This window comes from Lapillicoccus sp. (assembly GCF_036559105.1).
In the GTDB taxonomy this organism is placed as follows: Bacteria; Actinomycetota; Actinomycetes; order Actinomycetales; family Dermatophilaceae; genus Lapillicoccus.
The window spans coordinates 1-14299 of record NZ_DATBTV010000155.1 but is presented as its reverse complement, the minus strand read 5'-3'; the positions used below and the strand labels follow the sequence as shown (position 1 = coordinate 14299).

Here is a 14299-nt window from a genome sequence, read left to right as displayed (position 1 = left end):
GACCAATTGGTCACATGTCAAGGAACGATCAGACGGCGGTGACGACGTCCTCGTACTCGAGCCGGGGCTGCCGGGCGCGGAACGCGTCCTCGGCCGGGTGGCCCACGTTGACGACCACGAGGGAGCGGTGCCGACCGTCGGGGAAGAACTCGGCGTCGACACCGGCGGGGTCGAAGCCGGTCATCGGGCCGGCCGCGAGACCCGCGGCGCGGATCCCGACGAGGAGGTATGCGGACTGCAGGAGAGCGTTGAACGTCGCCATCCGCTCGCGGCCGGTCTCGTCCGCGTCGAGGCGGTCCCGGGCGCCCACCGCGTGGGGGGAGACGCGCGGCAGCTCGTCGTGGAAGTCGACATCGGCGGCCAGGACGAGGGTGAGGGGGGCGATGGAGGTCTTGGCCTTGTTGCCGTCACTCATGTGCTCGACGAGGCGCCCGCGGGCGTCAGGGCTGCGGACGAGGACCACGCGCAGGGGCTGCGCGTTCATCGCGGTCGGACCCCACTTGACGAGATCGTGGATGGCTCGGACCTGCTCGTCGCTCACCGGCTCGTCGGTGAAGGCGTTCGCGGTGCGGGCCGAGCGGAAGAGGAGGTCCTGCGCGTCCTTCTCCAGCTCGAGGTGGGAATCGGGGAGGGTGGTGGTGGTCACGGGTGGTTGAACCGTCAACTACTGACGGTTGTTCCCTCGCGCAACTACCGGCCGTCGACGCCCGCCACCGGGACCAGCGGCATACCGGCTCGTCCTACCCTCGCACGTCCCAGACGTGGTGGAAGAGGTCGTGCAGGAGGTAGCGCCCGAGGGACTCCACGGTGAACGTCGAGCCGTTGCTGCGCACACCGGTCCGGGCCCAGTCGCCCTCGCCGACCCGGGTGTAGGCGTCGGCGAGGTCCGCGCCGGACTCGGTCACCTCGGTGGCGACCACGGCGGGGGCCTGCTCCCAGTAGCGGTCGGCCAGGGCGGTCTCGTCCTGGTCCCAGTTGGCGAAGGTCGGGTTGTCCTGCTCGAGCATCAGCTCGAGACGCTGCCGGAAGAGGCGGTGGACGTCACGGACGTGACAGGCGTACTCGAGCGGCGACCACGTCGCGGGAACGGGCCGGCGGGTCGCGTCGGGACGGGCCAGGACGTCGGGCCAGCGGGACGCCGCGTCGCGGACCAGCGCCGGGATGGCCACCGGCTCGATGGTCGCCGCGTCGAAGCCGCATTCCGGACAGGGGCGCTCCAGCGTCCAGGTCCAGTCCTTGCCGTCCGGTTCGGGAGTGGCCGGGTCCGCGGGTGCAGGCTGGCGTGCGGGCTCGGTCACCGCTCGAACCTACTGCCCGGACACAGCGCATCGGCACCCGCTAGCGTCGGCCTGTGTTCGACAGCCCGGCGTTCTGGATCGTCGCCGCGCTCGTCGTTCTCGCGATCATCGTCGCGGTCGTCGTCGCACGGCGGGACACCGTTCTGGAGGCCACGGGGATCGCCCGACGTCGCCGCCCCCACCGCGACGACTTCCGCCCCGAGGGTCTCGACGAGGATGCACCCCCGTTGAAGCGGGCCGGGATCATCGTCAACCCGACGAAGTTCACCGATCTCGACGCCGTCCGGGCGCGGGTCACCACGACCTGTCTGGCGCAGGGGTGGGGCCAGCCGATCTGGCTCGAGACGACCATCGCCGACCCGGGCACCGGCCAGGCGCGACGGGCCGTCGAGGAGGGCGCCGCAGTGGTCTGTCCCCTCGGCGGGGACGGGACGGTGCGGGCCGTCGCCAGGGCGCTCGTGGGGACCGAGACCCCGCTCGGCCCGTTGCCGGGCGGCACGGGGAACCTGCTCGCCCGCAATCTCGACCTGCCGTTCGACTCCATCGAGAAGGCCCTGGTCGTGGCGTTGACGGGCCAGAACGTCCGCATCGACGTCGGTCGCCTGTCGGTGGACCCGTCGGGACAGCACGCCGTCCCGGACGAGCACCTCTTCCTCGTCATGGCCGGCGTCGGCCTGGACGCGGCGATCATGGCGGGCGCGCAGGAGCGGCTCAAGGCCCGCGTGGGCTCGGCCGCCTACGTCGTGTCGGGGTTCCAGAACTTCCTTGGTCCACAGTTCCGGGTGCGGATGAAGGTCGACGGTGAGGGCGAGTTCGCACGACGGACCCGCACCGTGATCGTGGGCAACTGCGGCCGGCTCTTCGGTGGGCTGGTCCTCATGCCCGGCGCGCGGCTCGACGACGGGGTGCTCGACTCCGTGGTCCTCTCCCCGCGCGGTGTCGTCGGTTGGTCCGCCGTCGCCGGGCACGTCGTCACCCGCCAGCGCCGCGGACACCCGCTCATCGACCGGCACGCCGGCCAGGAGATCCACATCGAGGTCGACCAGCCGCAGGAGGTGCAGCTCGACGGCGACACCATCGGGACCGCGCGGTCGATGACCGCCCGGGTCGACCCCCTCGCGCTGGTCGTGCGGGTCGGGGTGAGCGCTCAGGCGAAGAGCGCGTCCCCCCAGTAGCCGCCCTCGGCGACGCCGGGCGGGCACGCGAAGAGGGCCGAGCCGTTGTGCTCGATGTACTCGTTGAGGACGTCCTTGGCGGCCAGCGCCTGCTGCATCGGGACGAACTGCTTCCCGGGGTCGCGGACGAAGGCGATGAAGAACAGGCCGGCGTCGAGGTGGCCGACCCCGTCGGTCCCGTCGGTGAAGTTGTAGCCGCGGCGCAGGATCTTGATGCCGCCGAGGTTGCTCGAGTGGGCGAGCCGGATGTGCGCGTCGACGGGGATCGCCGGCTGGTTGTCGGCGCCCTTGAGCGCGAAGTCCGGCTCGTCGAACTCCTTCTCCTGGCCCAGCGGGGCGCCGACGGCCTTGGTCCGGCCGATGGTGTCCTGCTGGTCCTGGAGGTTGGTGCGGTCCCACACCTCGATATGCATCCGGATCCGGCGGGCGACCAGGTAGGAGCCGCCGGACATCCAGGCGGCGGCTCCCGGCACGTCGGCGGGTGCGACCCAGACGTGCTCGTCGATGGCCGCCGGGTCCTCGGCCTTGAGGTTGTTGGTGCCGTCCTTGAACCCGAACAGGTTCCGAGCCGTGGTCTGGGTGGTGCTGGTGGACGACGTGCGCCCGAACCCGAGCTGCGACCACCGGACCGAGACCACCCCGAAGCCGAGCCGGACGAGGTTCCTCACCGCGTGGACGGCGACCTGCGGGTCGTTGGCGCAGGCCTGGATGCAGAGGTCGCCGCCGGATCGGGCCGGGTCGAGGTCGTCGCCGCGGAACGCCGGGAGGTCCTGCAGCGCCGCCGGCCTGCGAGCCGACAGCCCGAACCGGTCGTCGAACAGGGACGGCCCGAACCCGATGGTGACGGTCAGCCCCGACGCCGGCAGCCCATACGCCTCGCCGGTGTCCTGCGGAACGCCGTAGGGTCCGCCGCCGACGACGCCGCCCGGCGCGGCCTCGGCGCCGACCGTCATCCGTTCGGCGGCGCGGGTCCACCTCTTCAGCAGGTCGACGAGCAGGGCCCGGTCCTTGGTGACCACGTCGAGGGCGACGAAGTGCACCCGGTCCTGGGCGGGGGTGACGATGCCGGCCTGGTGCGGGCCACGGAACGGGATCGGCGCGTCGAGGCTCGCCGGGGCGGTCGCGGGGGCCGCCTCGGCCGCCGGAGCGGCCGCCGCGTGCGCCGCATACCCGCCGCCGAACCCGACCGCGACCCCGGCGGCCGCCGCTCCCGCGGAGACGCCGAGGAGCCCGCGGCGGCTCACGCCGCTCGCGGGCTGGGGCTGGGGGATGGGCCCGGTCACGACGTCGGCGTGCCTCCGGCCCCGGCCTCGACGACGCCGGACACCTTGGCGACCTCCTCGGAGAGCGCGTCGAGGTGGACGGTGAGGGCCTTGACGTCGTCGGCCGACACCGCGGTGAGCGCGGCGTAGTCGGCGCCGACCCGGTGCTGGTCCAGGGCCTGGTTGATCGTCGTGAACGCCTGGTCGAGGGCCGTGGCGAGGGCCGGCTGCCGCTCCGTGATCACGGGGCGGAGGACCTCGAGCGCGGACTGCGAACCCTGGAGGTTGGCCTTCATGTCGGCAAGGTCGGTATGCGAGTAGCGCTCCTCCTCGCCGGTGATCTTCGTCCTCGCGACCTCGTCCAGCAGCTCCTTCGCACCGTTGGCGATGCTGAGCGCCGTGAAGTCGACCGCCGTGGACTTCTCGACGATGGTCTTCACGTCGGCGAGCAGCTGGTCGGCGACGGCCGGGCTGTCGGCCTTGAGGCCGTCGGCCCAGAGGTCCTTCTCGAGGCGGTGGTACCCGGTGAACGGCAGACCCTCCTCGACGACGTCCTCGCGACCGTCGATCTTCGGGTCGAGGTCGCCGAACGACTCCGCGACCGGCTCGATCCGCTCCCACGGCTGGCGGGCCGGCGTGTAGAGCGCCTTGGCCTTGGCCACGTCGCCGGCCTTGACCGCCGCGACGAACGCCTCGGTCCCGGCCAGGAGCTCGTCGGACTGCGCCGCGACGTACGCCTGGTAGTCGGCGATCGCCGTGGCGACCTTCTGGTCCGCGCTGCCCGGCTGGGAGGTGCCGGTGACCGTGAACGCGGCCCGGATCCCGTCGCCGACCATCCCCGGCTTGCACGCGGTGGTGAACGTACCGGGCTCGGCGATCTCGACCTTCAGCTCGCGGCTGAGGCCGGGCGTGACGTTCTCGATCTCACCGACGATGCGGTCCCCGGCGCCGTACACGTAGAACTCGGTGACCTTGGACCCGGTGTTCTGGACCTGGAAGGTGATGGTGCCGGCCGAGGCGGTCGCGCTGGAGATGCCGCACTCGTTGTCGGTGGCCTTGACGGCGATCGGGCCGCCGGCGCTGGAGGACGCGGTGGACGAGCCCGTGGCGCCGCCGGACGACGTGCAGGCGGCGAGCGCAAGCAGGCTCGCGGCTCCGGCCACGGCGGTCAGGGTGCGGGCGAGCGACATGCGGCTCCCGAGGGTTTCGTGAAGGGGCGGGGGGACGGTCAGGCGCCGGTACGGGCCGCGGGCGCCGCACTCGGTGACGGGGTGCTGTGCACCTTGACCGGCCGGAGGAACAGGGTGAGGACGATGCCGACGTAGAGCACCCAGGCGACCGCCTGGAGCCACGTCGTGTTGGGGCTGAAGTTGAAGATGCCCTTGAGCAGGGTGCCGTACCAGGAGTCCGGGGGGACGGCGGCGCTGACGTCGAAGGCGAGGTTGTTCAGGCCTGGCAGGAAGCCGGCCTCCTGGAGGTCGTGGATGCCGTACGAGAGGATCCCGGCGGCCACGACGACGAGCAGGATCCCGGTGTAGCGGAAGAACAGGCCGAGGTTGATCTTCAAGGCGCCCTTGTAGATGGCCATCCCCATCAGCACGGCGCCACCGAGGCCGATGATCCAGCCGAGCATGGGCTGGATCTGGCCCTGGCCGGCCGCCTCGGTGGTCGCGTAGAAGAAGATCGCGGTCTCCAGACCCTCACGACCGACGCCGAGGAACCCGACCAGCGCGATCGCCCAGGGGCCGACGTCGAGGGCCTTGTCGAGGCGGCCCTTGAGCTCACCGGAGATGGTCCGCGCGGCGGTCCGCATCCAGAACACCATCGCGGTGACGAAGCCCACGGCGATGATCGAGGCGATGCCGCCGATGAGCTCCTGCTGCTCGAAGGACAGCCGGCTGGTGCCGTAGGTGAGCAGGGCGCCGAGCCCGATCGAGAGGACTACCGCGGCCGCCACCCCGAACCAGACGTACTTCAGCGCGTACCGCCGGTCCGTCTTGACGAGGAACGCGGCGAGGATGACGACAACGAGTGCCGCTTCGAGGCCTTCACGCAACCCGATGAGGGCGTTGCTCACAAGCACAGGGATCCTCCGGTGCGGCGGTCGGCACGAGGCCGAATTACGTGACAGGGCCCTGCCCTAATCAGGACGGGCCTATCACAACACAGGTAAGCCTCACCTAACAAGTCCTGGGCTGGTTCAGCCGCGCAGACCCTCGAGCCAGCGCCGGGCGTCGTCGAACTCCGCGTCGCTCGTGCCCGCCATCGGCGTCGAGGGGCGGCCGTCCGCGCGGGCGTACGAGCCGAGGTAGCGCACCTGCGCGCATACCCGCCGGAGTCCCATCAGGGTCTCGGCCACCCGCTTGTCCGCGACGTGGCCCTCGATGTCGATCGAGAAGCAGTAGGAGCCCATCGCCTCGCCGGTCGGTCGCGACTCGAGGCGGGTCATGTTGACGCCTCGGGCGGCGAACTGCTCGAGCAGCTCCAGCAGGCCGCCCGGGTGGTCGTCGCGCTGGTAGAGGACCAGCGTGGTCTTGTCGGCCCCGGTCGGCGGCGGCGTGTGTCCCGGACGGGCCACGAGCGCGAACCGGGTGACCGCCCGACCGTTGTCGCCGATGTCCTCGGCCAGCACCTCGAGCCCGTGGATCGTCGCGGCGCCGGGGGCGCAGACGGCGGCCTGGTATGCGGCGACGTCCCCGGCCGAGAGGTCCAGGTCGGCGGCCGCGGCGGCCGTGGAGAGCGTGGTGAGGTAGGCCGCGGAGGGCAGGTTGGCGTTCATCCACGTCCGCACCTGGGCCCAGCCGTGCGGGTGGGTGCCGACGGCGCGGATGTCCCCCAGACGGGTTCCCGGCCGACCGGCGAGGACGAAGGTGACGGGGACGAGGACCTCGCCGGTGATGACGACGTCCGAGCCCACCGAGAGGGCGTCGAGCGTGGCGCTGACCCCGCCCTCGACCGAGTTCTCGATCGGCACCATCGCGGCGTCCAGGCGGCCCGCCCTCAGCGCCTCGAGGGCTCCGACCACGGAGTCGCACGGCACGTGCTCGGCGTCGGCGGCGGGGGTCCAGGCGTCGAGGGCCATCTGGCAGAACGTGCCCGCCGGGCCGAGGTAGCCGTAGCGGAGGGCGGTCATCGGCGCTCCCTGGCGGTCGTCGGTGCCGTGGTTCTCGTCGTGGACCGCACCGGACCGCCGCGGGCGGCGCTGAGCGCCTCCTGCTCCTCGGGGGTCAGCGTGATCTCGCTGGAGCCGCCGACGATGCCCTTGGCGTAGGTGCGCGACTCGCCGCGCGCGTGGATCGAGGAGATGACCAGGCCGTCGCCCTCGTCGTCGACGACCGCGCAGGAGAAGCTGAGCCGGCCACCCATGTCCCCGAACGCGTCGTAGCGGACGACGGCGACGTTGCGCAGCGACTGGCGCAGGTCGCGGCGTACGCCGTGCACGTCGTCGCGGACCGTCTCGACCTGTTCGGCGAGAGCGACCAGCCGCCGTTCCTGGCCGGCCGCCAGGGTGGCGACGTCCGTCTCGCCCCCGGCCCAGAGGACGGCGAACCGGTGTCGCATTCGGGACAGCCGTAGGTGCGACCCGACGGCGAGCGCGAGGGCGACCAGCGCGACGACCCCGAAGGAGACGGTCAGCCCGGTGAGCTGAGCCGTGGTCAGGGTCACCTGGGCAGAGTATTACGCGGGCGACGGCCGGCTCAGCGCAGCGTGACCTGGCGGTTGAGCAGGCCGGCCCGGGCCCGGCGCTCGTCGGCGGTGAGCGCCGTGGTGTCGGCCGTAGCGCTCTCCAGAGCGGTGGCCATGGCGGCCACGGCGTCGGGGAAGTCGCCGGCCTTGGCGTCGGCGGGTACCTCCCAGACCGGCACCAGCAGCCCGCACGCCCGGAAGGCGCCGAGCAGCCGCGCGTTGGGGGTGAGTCGGTCGGCGTCGCCGGCGTGCAGACGGGCCAGCGCCGCGGTGGCGGTGTCCTCGTCGTACGGGAGGACCCAACGGACGTAGCTGCGTCCGTTGATGACGCACCAGTAGACGGAGTCGCCGCCCGAGACGCGCTCGGTGGGGATGGCGGACTCGTTGGCGCGGTCGAGCGACTCCTGGCCGTCCTTGTCGAGCGCGTTGTTGCCGACCCAGAAGTCGAAGCCGTCGTGGATGGTCACCTCGAACGGGATGGTCGTGTCGAGGACGTCCTGGAGGCGTGGGGAGTCGGCGCCGGGGTTCGGCACGGCGGTGATCGGCGTGCCCTCGTCGGCGTCGGCCGCGAGGAGCAACGCGGCCGCGATGTCGCGGCTCGGGTCACCACTCGTCGCGCCGGACTGGGTCGCCACGAACAGCTCGCCGCCGTTGCGGTGCAAAGCCGGCCACGCCAGCGGGAGCACGGTGCAGACCGTGGCGGGCGTCGTGGCGCCGTCGGTGGTCAGGGTAACGGCGCCGGTCGCCGCCGGGAGGATCTCGCGGAGCGCGACCCATTCGGTCTCGGACGGCAGACCCTCGAAGGGTCGCGCGACGAAGGGGGCCGGTGCCGGCCGTGACTCGGTATGCGACGGACGGTTCGTGCGTCGACGGCTGGCCTTGCCCATGCGCTGAACCCTAACGGCGCCGGCGAACCCCGCTGACCGCGTCCGGCGGGGGGCGGTCCGCCCGGCCCGGCCCAGAGGGTGCCCGGCGCGAAGGGTGCACCGCCTGGCTCGACTGCCGGTCAAGGCCCTCGGCTGGGGGTCTACCGGCAGCCGAGCCGCTCGACGGCCAGTCAAGCCGGACGGTTCGCGTGCGGGCTGCCGACGAGACGTCCCTTGGAGCCGAGTCGGCGGCAGGGAACCGGCCGGCTCAGTAGGAGCGGCGGCGGGACGGTCCACCGAGGGCCGCCCAGACGGTGCGGCCGTTGCGCTCCTCGGTGACGCCCCATTCGTGGGCCAGGCTGCGGACGATGCGCAGCCCCCGACCGGAGGACGCCCACAAGGACTGGGGCGCGGGCCGTGGCGTGGAGACGCCGCCCCCGTCGCTGACCTCGACCTCGACGACGCCGGCCTTGACCTTCCAGTGCACGCGGATCATGCCGTCGGCGAGCGGCCGGGCGTGGCGCAAGGCGTTGGCGATGAGCTCGCTGACGACGATCTCGGCCTCGCCGACGGTCTCGGTGGCCACGCCGCGAGCGTCCAGGTCGGCGACCAGCACGCGACGCGTCTTGGCCACGGCCGAGGGCGCCCAGGGCACGCGGATCGTGCGGGGGCGCTCGCCCGTGTCAGAGGTGGAGGCCGCGGTCATCGGGGTCGGCCACACGGGCGCCGTCGTGACCCCTGCCCGCAGGGTATCGGCGCGTTGTGCCAATAACTGCTCACCGCCTTGTCGTGCACTGCCCCTCGCGGTCGCCGTTTCCCCCCGGGCCGACCGAGCCACGCTGAGATTAGCGGTTACGGCCCAGCAGGTCGAGCACGGCGGCTGGACGGTTGCTGATGATCGCGTCCACCCCCAGACGCGTGCAGAGGCGCATGTCGTCCTCGTCGTCGACCGTCCACACCCAGACGTCGTTGTCCGCCTCGTGGCGCTCCGCCACGATCTCGGGACGTTCGCGGACCAGCGCGATGTCGAGCCCAGCGGTTCCGGCCCCCGCGACCAGCCGCGTGCGGCGCATCGGCAGCGGCTGCTGCGACGACACGAGGAGAGCCAGCGGCAGGTCCGGGCACAGGCTGGACATCCGACGAACTGCCATGGCGGAGAACGACATCATCCGCGCCCAGACCTGCCCGGGACGGCGAGCACCGTCGATCCCGTACTCGCGCAGCACCGTCGCGACCTCGTGCTCGACACGGCCACCGGCCCGGGAGGGGTGCTTCGTCTCGACGGCCAACCCGATCTCGCGACCCGCACCGAGGGCCAGCTCGACGAGCTCCCTCAGTGTCAGCAGGGCGCCGCTCTCGGGGTCGCGGTCAGCGTCGCTGTCGTGCTTCCAGGCACCCCAGTCGACCGCACGGAGCTCGGCCAGGGTCATCGACGAGACGATGCCCGTCGAACCTCCGGTGCGCTCGAGCGTGCGGTCGTGCAGGCATACGAGCTCGCCGTCCGCCGACAGCCGGACGTCGCACTCGAGGCCGTCCGCCCCCTCGGCGATCGCCTGCCGGTATGCGCCGACGGTGTGCTCGGCGACGGCGGCCGACGAACCCCGATGGGCGATGACGAGGGGCCCGCGTTCGGAGGTCACCACCGGCATATCGTGGCACGGTGGGCGAGCCGCGGGACTCACACGGGAGCCCACGAGGGCGTTCTACCCGTGTGAACCTTCCCCCCTTCCAGCGACTCGTCGACGACCACTGGCGCGACGTCGCCCGGCTGGCCCGCGGTCTCGCGGGACCGGTCGATGGCGACGACGTGGCCCAGCAGGCATGGACCCAGGCGTATGCCGCATACCCGGGTCTCACCTCGACCCGGAACCTGCGCGGCTGGCTGCTGACCATCACTCACCGCTGCGCCATGGACCTGCACCGCTCGCGCGGCCGCAGGGCCGTACCGACCGACGACGAGACCGTCCTCGCGGGCACCGCCCGGGTCGACGGCCCGGAGTCCGGCCTCGTGGACGAGGACCTGTGGGGCCGGGTCTCCCGGCTGCCCGAGCGACAACGGGAGGCGGTGGTCCTCAAGTACGTCGGGGACCTCGACCATCCCGCCATCGCCGAGCTGCTCGGCACCACCCCCACGATGAGCCGTCGCCTCGTCAGCGACGGCCTCAAGAACCTGAGAGAGAGCGCCTGATGAACGACAACACCACCCTCGAGCAGCGGCTGACCGGTTGGGAAGCCGGCGATCTGCGGCCTCCGACCTTCCCGTCGGCCGACGTCTCCTACGTCGTCGGCGACACCGCCGTCGGACGGATCCTGTTCGCCCGCAACGACTCCGGGGCGCTGGTCGCCACCCGCTACGTGACCGACGACGTGGCGGTCGACGCCGTGCTCGACCGGCTGGCTCACTCCGTCTCGCCGCGAGTACTCCGGATGCCGGCCGCACTGGACGACGTCCGTCACCAGCTCGACGACTTCCTGGCCGGGCGCCGCCACGACTTCGACCTCGACGTCGACCTGTCCCTGGCCACGCCGTTCCAGCGCAGTGTCCTCACGACACTGGCCCGCACGGTGGGGTACGGCGCGCGCGAGACGTACGGTGGCCTGGCCCGCGCCATCGACCGGCCGACGGCGTCGCGAGCGGTCGGTGCCGCCCTCGGCGCGAACCCTCTGTGCATCGTCGTGCCCTGCCACCGCGTGGTCGGGTCCCACGGAGCCCTGACCGGCTACGCGGGCGGGGTCGCTGCCAAGGAGTACCTCCTCGATCTCGAGACGGCCGGCTGACGGCGTCCTCGGGCCGGTTGGGTCGGTCGGCACGCGCTTCCGAGCCGCCGGTGTCCGTGGCCTGACCAAGATCGCCTGCGCCGTCAACGGGGCCGACGCGAACTACGGCAAGGACGAGTGGGCCGTCCCGTGCGTGAACGACCGGAACGCTGTCGTCGACTACGTCCGGCAGGCGAAACCCGCGGTACCGCTGATGATCGAGACCTACGCCTGGGCCACCAAGCTGAAGTCCAAGGCCACCGGCGACGCGATGGCGACCGAGTGGACCGCCGCCGACCAGGGCCTTGTCGACCAGGTTCGCGACGGCGTGGGGCACGTCGTCATCGTGTCGCCGTCGATCCCCGGCGTCGCCTTCCTCGACTGCTACCGGGCGGGCGGCTCCCCCAGCCGGTGCGTGACCGGCATCCCGACGTGGTGGCAGCAGGCCCAGGACGCCGAGCGCCGGGTCCAGGGCGCGACCTTCCTCGACACCCTCCACTGGTACTGCGTCGACGGCCGGTGCCCGATCTTCACGACCGACCACGACACGGTCATCAAGGGCGACTACCTCCACCCGTCGGTGCAGTACATGCGGCTCGTCGCCGAAGACCTGCGCTACCGGCTGACGGCGAGCGGCGTCCTGCCCTGATGGGACGTCACCGCCAGCGGCCGGGTCTGGGGACCGCCTCCGGTATGCGCGTCGCCTCGTCTCCGCGGGCCGCCGTCAGCTGCGGGACGGTGACGAACAGGGCGTCGGCGAGGTCGGTCCCGCGCAGGTCGGCGCCCCGTAGGTCGGCGCCGAGGAGGTCGGCCACGCGGAGATCCGTCCTTCGCAGGTCGGCCCCGATGAGCAGCGCACCGCGCAGGTCGGCGCCCCGCAGGGCTTCCCGCCGCAGGTCGCGACCGGCCAGATCCTGACCGCCGAGGGCCCGCCCGTCCAGTCCGGCTCGCACCGCCGCGCTCACCCGGCCGAGGAGGTCGCCGACCTCGCGGCGGAGCGCATGGACGTCGAGCGCGCCGAGTCCTGCGGCACTCCCTCCCGAAAGATCGGTGAGGCGCTCCGTCGCTTCGATGAGCTCGCGGTGCAGGTCGTCCGGCAGCGCGCGCGTCCCGGCGTCGGCGAGGTACCACCGCATCTCGTGCACCGCCCGGAGCGTGTCGAACGCCGCGAACATCGGGCCCGCGACGGCGTCACCGTCCCGCCACGAGCGACCGCCGAACGTGACCTGCACGACCTGCTGTCCCGCCCCGAAGCAGTCGAAGACCTCACACCCCGGGAAGCCCTCGGGCCCGAGGCGGTCGTGGATCCGGCACCGGTCGTCGACCTGCAGGTGACGGCACGGCATACCGGCCGGCTTGTCGATGGCGAAGTCGGCCGAACGTACGAACGGCAGTGCGACACAACAGAGTCCGGCGCAGCGGCTGCAGTCGGCCCGCAGCTCCGCGCGCCGGTCCGCAGCGTTGGTCGGCACACCAGGAGGCTACGTCGTTAGGGTGGCCGAGTGGTCTACCGGTTCACCTCCGCGGCCCTGACCGCCGACACGTGGAACGACCTCGGGAGGGCCGGTTTCCGCGAGGTCGATCGGCGCAGCCCGACGCGCGTGGTCCTGCGACGGACGCTGCCCCCGCGGACGCTGGCGTGACCGCGGTCCGGCCCGGTGTCGCGGACGACCTTGTCGCCTTGACCGCGATCTACAACCACTACGTGACGACGAGCCACGTGACCTTCGACGTCGTCCCGTTCTCGGTCGAGGAACGGCAGGAGTGGTTCTCGCACTACGCGACGAAGGGTCCGCATCGGCTCCTCGTCGCCGAGGACGACGGCGGGGTGGTCGGGTACGCGACGAGCAGCCCGTTCCGGCCGAAGCCGGGCTACCGGACCACGGTCGAGACGACGGTCTACGTCGCGGCCGACGCCAGTGGTCGAGGTATCGGGAACGCCCTGTACGCAAGGCTGTTCGAGGTGCTGGCGGAGGAGGAGGAACTGCACCGCGCATACGCCGGGGTCGCCGTGCCGAACCTCCCGTCCCGCGCGTTGCACCTCCGGTTCGGGTTCGCCCCGATCGGGGTGTTCCGCGAGGTCGGCATCAAGTTCGGGCGGTACATCGACGTGGAGTGGTTCGAGCGCCCGCTGTGAAGGCCGTCTGCTAAGAAGGCCCATGCTCATCGCGGCCCAGCTGGTGGCCGGCCTCGCCGCCGTGCTGCACGTCGTGTTCTTCGTGTTCGAGAGCCTGCTGTGGACGCGGCCGGAGGTGTACGCGCGGTTCGGCATCGGCTCGCGCGAACAGGCCGAGACCATCCGGCCGATGGCCTTCAACCAGGGCTTCTACAACCTCGCGCTCGCCGTGGGGCTGTTCGTCGGCATCGTCATGCTGGGTCGGGACGGCGCGGCCGGGATCGTCGGGAAGACCCTGGTGATCTTCGCGACGGCGTGCATGGTGGTCGCTGGCGTGGTCCTGGCCTCCACCGGCAGGAAGTACTGGCGTGCGGCGGCGATCCAGCTGGTCCCCGCCGCGGTGGCCATGGTCCTGGTCCTGCTGGCGTGACCGCGGGCGGCGTCGGAGCCGCGCGATAGCGTCGAGGGCATGGCACAGACCCTCAGCCTCCACGAGGCCAACCACGCAGTTCCGGGCTGGCGAGCGCTGGCCAGTGGGCTGCACATCACCGTAGCGACCGACGACTTCGCGGCCGCTCTCGCACTGGTCGACCGGATCGGCGCGATCGCCGAGGAGCAGCAGCACCACCCCGACCTCGACCTGCGGTGGGGCCGGGTCCACGTCGTCACCTCCAGCCACGACGCCGGCGGCATCACCGACCGCGACGTCCGCCTGGCCACAGCCGTGAACGAGGTTCTCACCGAGATGGGCCTCGAGCCGGAGACCACGCGGGTCGCCCAGCTCGAGATCGCCATCGACGCCCTGGACATCTCAGTGGTGCGCCCGTTCTGGGCGGCGGTCCTCGGCTACGACGACGGCCGCGGCCAGACCCTCGAGGACGCGGAGTCGATCCGCCCGGCGCTGTGGTTCCAGCAGATGGACGAGCCCCGGCCGCAGCGCAACCGCATCCACTTCGACGTGTGGGTCGCGCCCGAGGAGGCCGAGCCGCGCATCGCTCGCGCCATCGAGGCCGGGGGCCACATGGTCTCGGACACGGAGGCACCGTCGTTCTGGGTCCTCGCCGACCCCGAGGGCAACGAGGCCTGCATCTGCACCGCGCAGGAGCGTGGCTGAGTCAGGCAGCGAGCAGCCGCTCGT

General features: G+C 72.1%; 19 protein-coding genes. 8 read left to right on the top strand and 11 right to left on the bottom strand.

The genetic code is table 11. The features are described 5' to 3' along the window. Nucleotides 1-28: 28 nt before the first annotated feature. Nucleotides 29-646, bottom strand: coding sequence for a malonic semialdehyde reductase (locus tag VIG79_RS18685; protein WP_331888402.1), 618 nt, complete (start codon nucleotides 644-646; stop codon nucleotides 29-31). 94 nt (nucleotides 647-740) lie between these two features. Continuing rightward, on the bottom strand, nucleotides 741-1298 hold the full coding sequence (locus VIG79_RS18680) for a DinB family protein (RefSeq protein ID WP_331888400.1): 558 nt from the start codon (nucleotides 1296-1298) through the stop codon (nucleotides 741-743). Between the two features lie 53 nt (nucleotides 1299-1351). Here VIG79_RS18680 and VIG79_RS18675 point away from each other — a divergent pair, with 53 nt between their 5' ends. Further along, nucleotides 1352-2473 (top strand): diacylglycerol/lipid kinase family protein, encoded by a 1122-nt coding sequence (locus tag VIG79_RS18675; RefSeq protein WP_331888398.1) that lies wholly within the window; start codon nucleotides 1352-1354, stop codon nucleotides 2471-2473. Here the strand turns inward: VIG79_RS18675 and efeB are convergent. From efeB to VIG79_RS18635, 8 genes are all read right to left on the bottom strand, one after another. Next, nucleotides 2446-3756: an iron uptake transporter deferrochelatase/peroxidase subunit gene (gene efeB / locus VIG79_RS18670; protein ID WP_331888396.1), complete on the bottom strand. Its 1311-nt coding sequence runs from the start codon at nucleotides 3754-3756 to the stop codon at nucleotides 2446-2448. The two genes, VIG79_RS18675 and efeB, sit on opposite strands and share 28 nt — an antisense overlap. Continuing rightward, entirely contained in the window at nucleotides 3753-4925 is a 1173-nt protein-coding gene (efeO, locus tag VIG79_RS18665) for an iron uptake system protein EfeO (RefSeq protein WP_331888394.1), read from the bottom strand. Before efeO ends, efeB begins: the two co-directional genes overlap by 4 nt. A 38-nt stretch (nucleotides 4926-4963) precedes the next feature. Beyond that, nucleotides 4964-5818, bottom strand: a complete 855-nt coding sequence (efeU, locus tag VIG79_RS18660; protein ID WP_414672654.1) for an iron uptake transporter permease EfeU — start codon at nucleotides 5816-5818, stop codon at nucleotides 4964-4966. A gap of 117 nt (nucleotides 5819-5935) precedes the next feature. Next, nucleotides 5936-6868 carry a prephenate dehydratase gene (gene pheA, locus VIG79_RS18655; RefSeq protein ID WP_331888390.1) on the bottom strand — a complete coding sequence of 311 codons (933 nt, stop codon included), beginning with the start codon at nucleotides 6866-6868 and terminating at the stop codon, nucleotides 5936-5938. Further along, a complete protein-coding gene (locus VIG79_RS18650; RefSeq protein WP_331888388.1) occupies nucleotides 6865-7401 on the bottom strand; it encodes a DUF4446 family protein in 537 nt (178 codons plus the stop codon). Before VIG79_RS18650 ends, pheA begins: the two co-directional genes overlap by 4 nt. A gap of 32 nt (nucleotides 7402-7433) precedes the next feature. Continuing rightward, nucleotides 7434-8309 carry a DUF5926 family protein gene (locus VIG79_RS18645; RefSeq protein WP_331888386.1) on the bottom strand — a complete coding sequence of 292 codons (876 nt, stop codon included), beginning with the start codon at nucleotides 8307-8309 and terminating at the stop codon, nucleotides 7434-7436. Nucleotides 8310-8556: 247 nt separating this feature from the next. Continuing rightward, the gene (locus VIG79_RS18640) at nucleotides 8557-8943 is read right to left on the bottom strand and encodes an ATP-binding protein (RefSeq protein ID WP_331888384.1); all 387 of its coding nucleotides are present in this window, start codon (nucleotides 8941-8943) and stop codon (nucleotides 8557-8559) included. Nucleotides 8944-9133: 190 nt separating this feature from the next. After that, on the bottom strand, nucleotides 9134-9931 hold the full coding sequence (locus tag VIG79_RS18635) for a glycerophosphodiester phosphodiesterase (RefSeq protein ID WP_331888382.1): 798 nt from the start codon (nucleotides 9929-9931) through the stop codon (nucleotides 9134-9136). A gap of 68 nt (nucleotides 9932-9999) precedes the next feature. Between VIG79_RS18635 and VIG79_RS18630 the strand changes: the two genes are divergently transcribed. From VIG79_RS18630 to VIG79_RS18620, 3 genes are all read left to right on the top strand, one after another. Beyond that, the gene (locus VIG79_RS18630) at nucleotides 10000-10476 is read left to right on the top strand and encodes a sigma-70 family RNA polymerase sigma factor (protein ID WP_331888380.1); all 477 of its coding nucleotides are present in this window, start codon (nucleotides 10000-10002) and stop codon (nucleotides 10474-10476) included. Further along, nucleotides 10476-11066 carry a methylated-DNA--[protein]-cysteine S-methyltransferase gene (locus tag VIG79_RS18625; protein ID WP_331888378.1) on the top strand — a complete coding sequence of 197 codons (591 nt, stop codon included), beginning with the start codon at nucleotides 10476-10478 and terminating at the stop codon, nucleotides 11064-11066. The genes VIG79_RS18630 and VIG79_RS18625 overlap by 1 nt, the downstream gene beginning before the upstream one ends. A 133-nt stretch (nucleotides 11067-11199) precedes the next feature. Continuing rightward, nucleotides 11200-11694 (top strand): hypothetical protein, encoded by a 495-nt coding sequence (locus VIG79_RS18620; protein ID WP_331888376.1) that lies wholly within the window; start codon nucleotides 11200-11202, stop codon nucleotides 11692-11694. 7 nt (nucleotides 11695-11701) lie between these two features. Here the strand turns inward: VIG79_RS18620 and VIG79_RS18615 are convergent, their stop codons facing one another. Then, nucleotides 11702-12517, bottom strand: coding sequence for a pentapeptide repeat-containing protein (locus VIG79_RS18615; protein WP_331888374.1), 816 nt, complete (start codon nucleotides 12515-12517; stop codon nucleotides 11702-11704). A gap of 30 nt (nucleotides 12518-12547) precedes the next feature. Between VIG79_RS18615 and VIG79_RS18610 the strand changes: the two genes are divergently transcribed. From VIG79_RS18610 to VIG79_RS18595, 4 genes are read left to right on the top strand one after another with little or no spacing between them, the layout of a single operon-like run. After that, complete coding sequence (locus tag VIG79_RS18610) at nucleotides 12548-12688, top strand: hypothetical protein (RefSeq protein ID WP_331888372.1); 141 nt, start codon at nucleotides 12548-12550, stop codon at nucleotides 12686-12688. Beyond that, on the top strand, nucleotides 12685-13182 hold the full coding sequence (locus tag VIG79_RS18605) for an N-acetyltransferase family protein (protein WP_331888370.1): 498 nt from the start codon (nucleotides 12685-12687) through the stop codon (nucleotides 13180-13182). Before VIG79_RS18610 ends, VIG79_RS18605 begins: the two co-directional genes overlap by 4 nt. Nucleotides 13183-13204: 22 nt before the next feature. Then, entirely contained in the window at nucleotides 13205-13591 is a 387-nt protein-coding gene (locus tag VIG79_RS18600; RefSeq protein ID WP_331888368.1) for a DUF1304 domain-containing protein, read from the top strand. A 39-nt stretch (nucleotides 13592-13630) separates the two neighbouring features. After that, on the top strand, nucleotides 13631-14275 hold the full coding sequence (locus VIG79_RS18595) for a VOC family protein (protein WP_331888366.1): 645 nt from the start codon (nucleotides 13631-13633) through the stop codon (nucleotides 14273-14275). Nucleotides 14276-14299 lie beyond the last annotated feature (24 nt).

Bases quoted from the DNA above. Each gene is read 5' to 3' on its own strand.
- VIG79_RS18645 (WP_331888386.1), bottom strand. From the start codon at position 8,309: ATGGGCAAGGCCAGCCGTCGACGCACGAACCGTCCGTCGCATACCGAG.
- VIG79_RS18600 (WP_331888368.1), top strand. From the start codon at position 13,205: ATGCTCATCGCGGCCCAGCTGGTGGCCGGCCTCGCCGCCGTGCTGCAC.
- efeO (WP_331888394.1), bottom strand. From the start codon at position 4,925: ATGTCGCTCGCCCGCACCCTGACCGCCGTGGCCGGAGCCGCGAGCCTG.
- VIG79_RS18625 (WP_331888378.1), top strand. From the start codon at position 10,476: ATGAACGACAACACCACCCTCGAGCAGCGGCTGACCGGTTGGGAAGCC.
- pheA (WP_331888390.1), bottom strand. From the start codon at position 6,868: ATGACCGCCCTCCGCTACGGCTACCTCGGCCCGGCGGGCACGTTCTGC.
- VIG79_RS18595 (WP_331888366.1), top strand. From the start codon at position 13,631: ATGGCACAGACCCTCAGCCTCCACGAGGCCAACCACGCAGTTCCGGGC.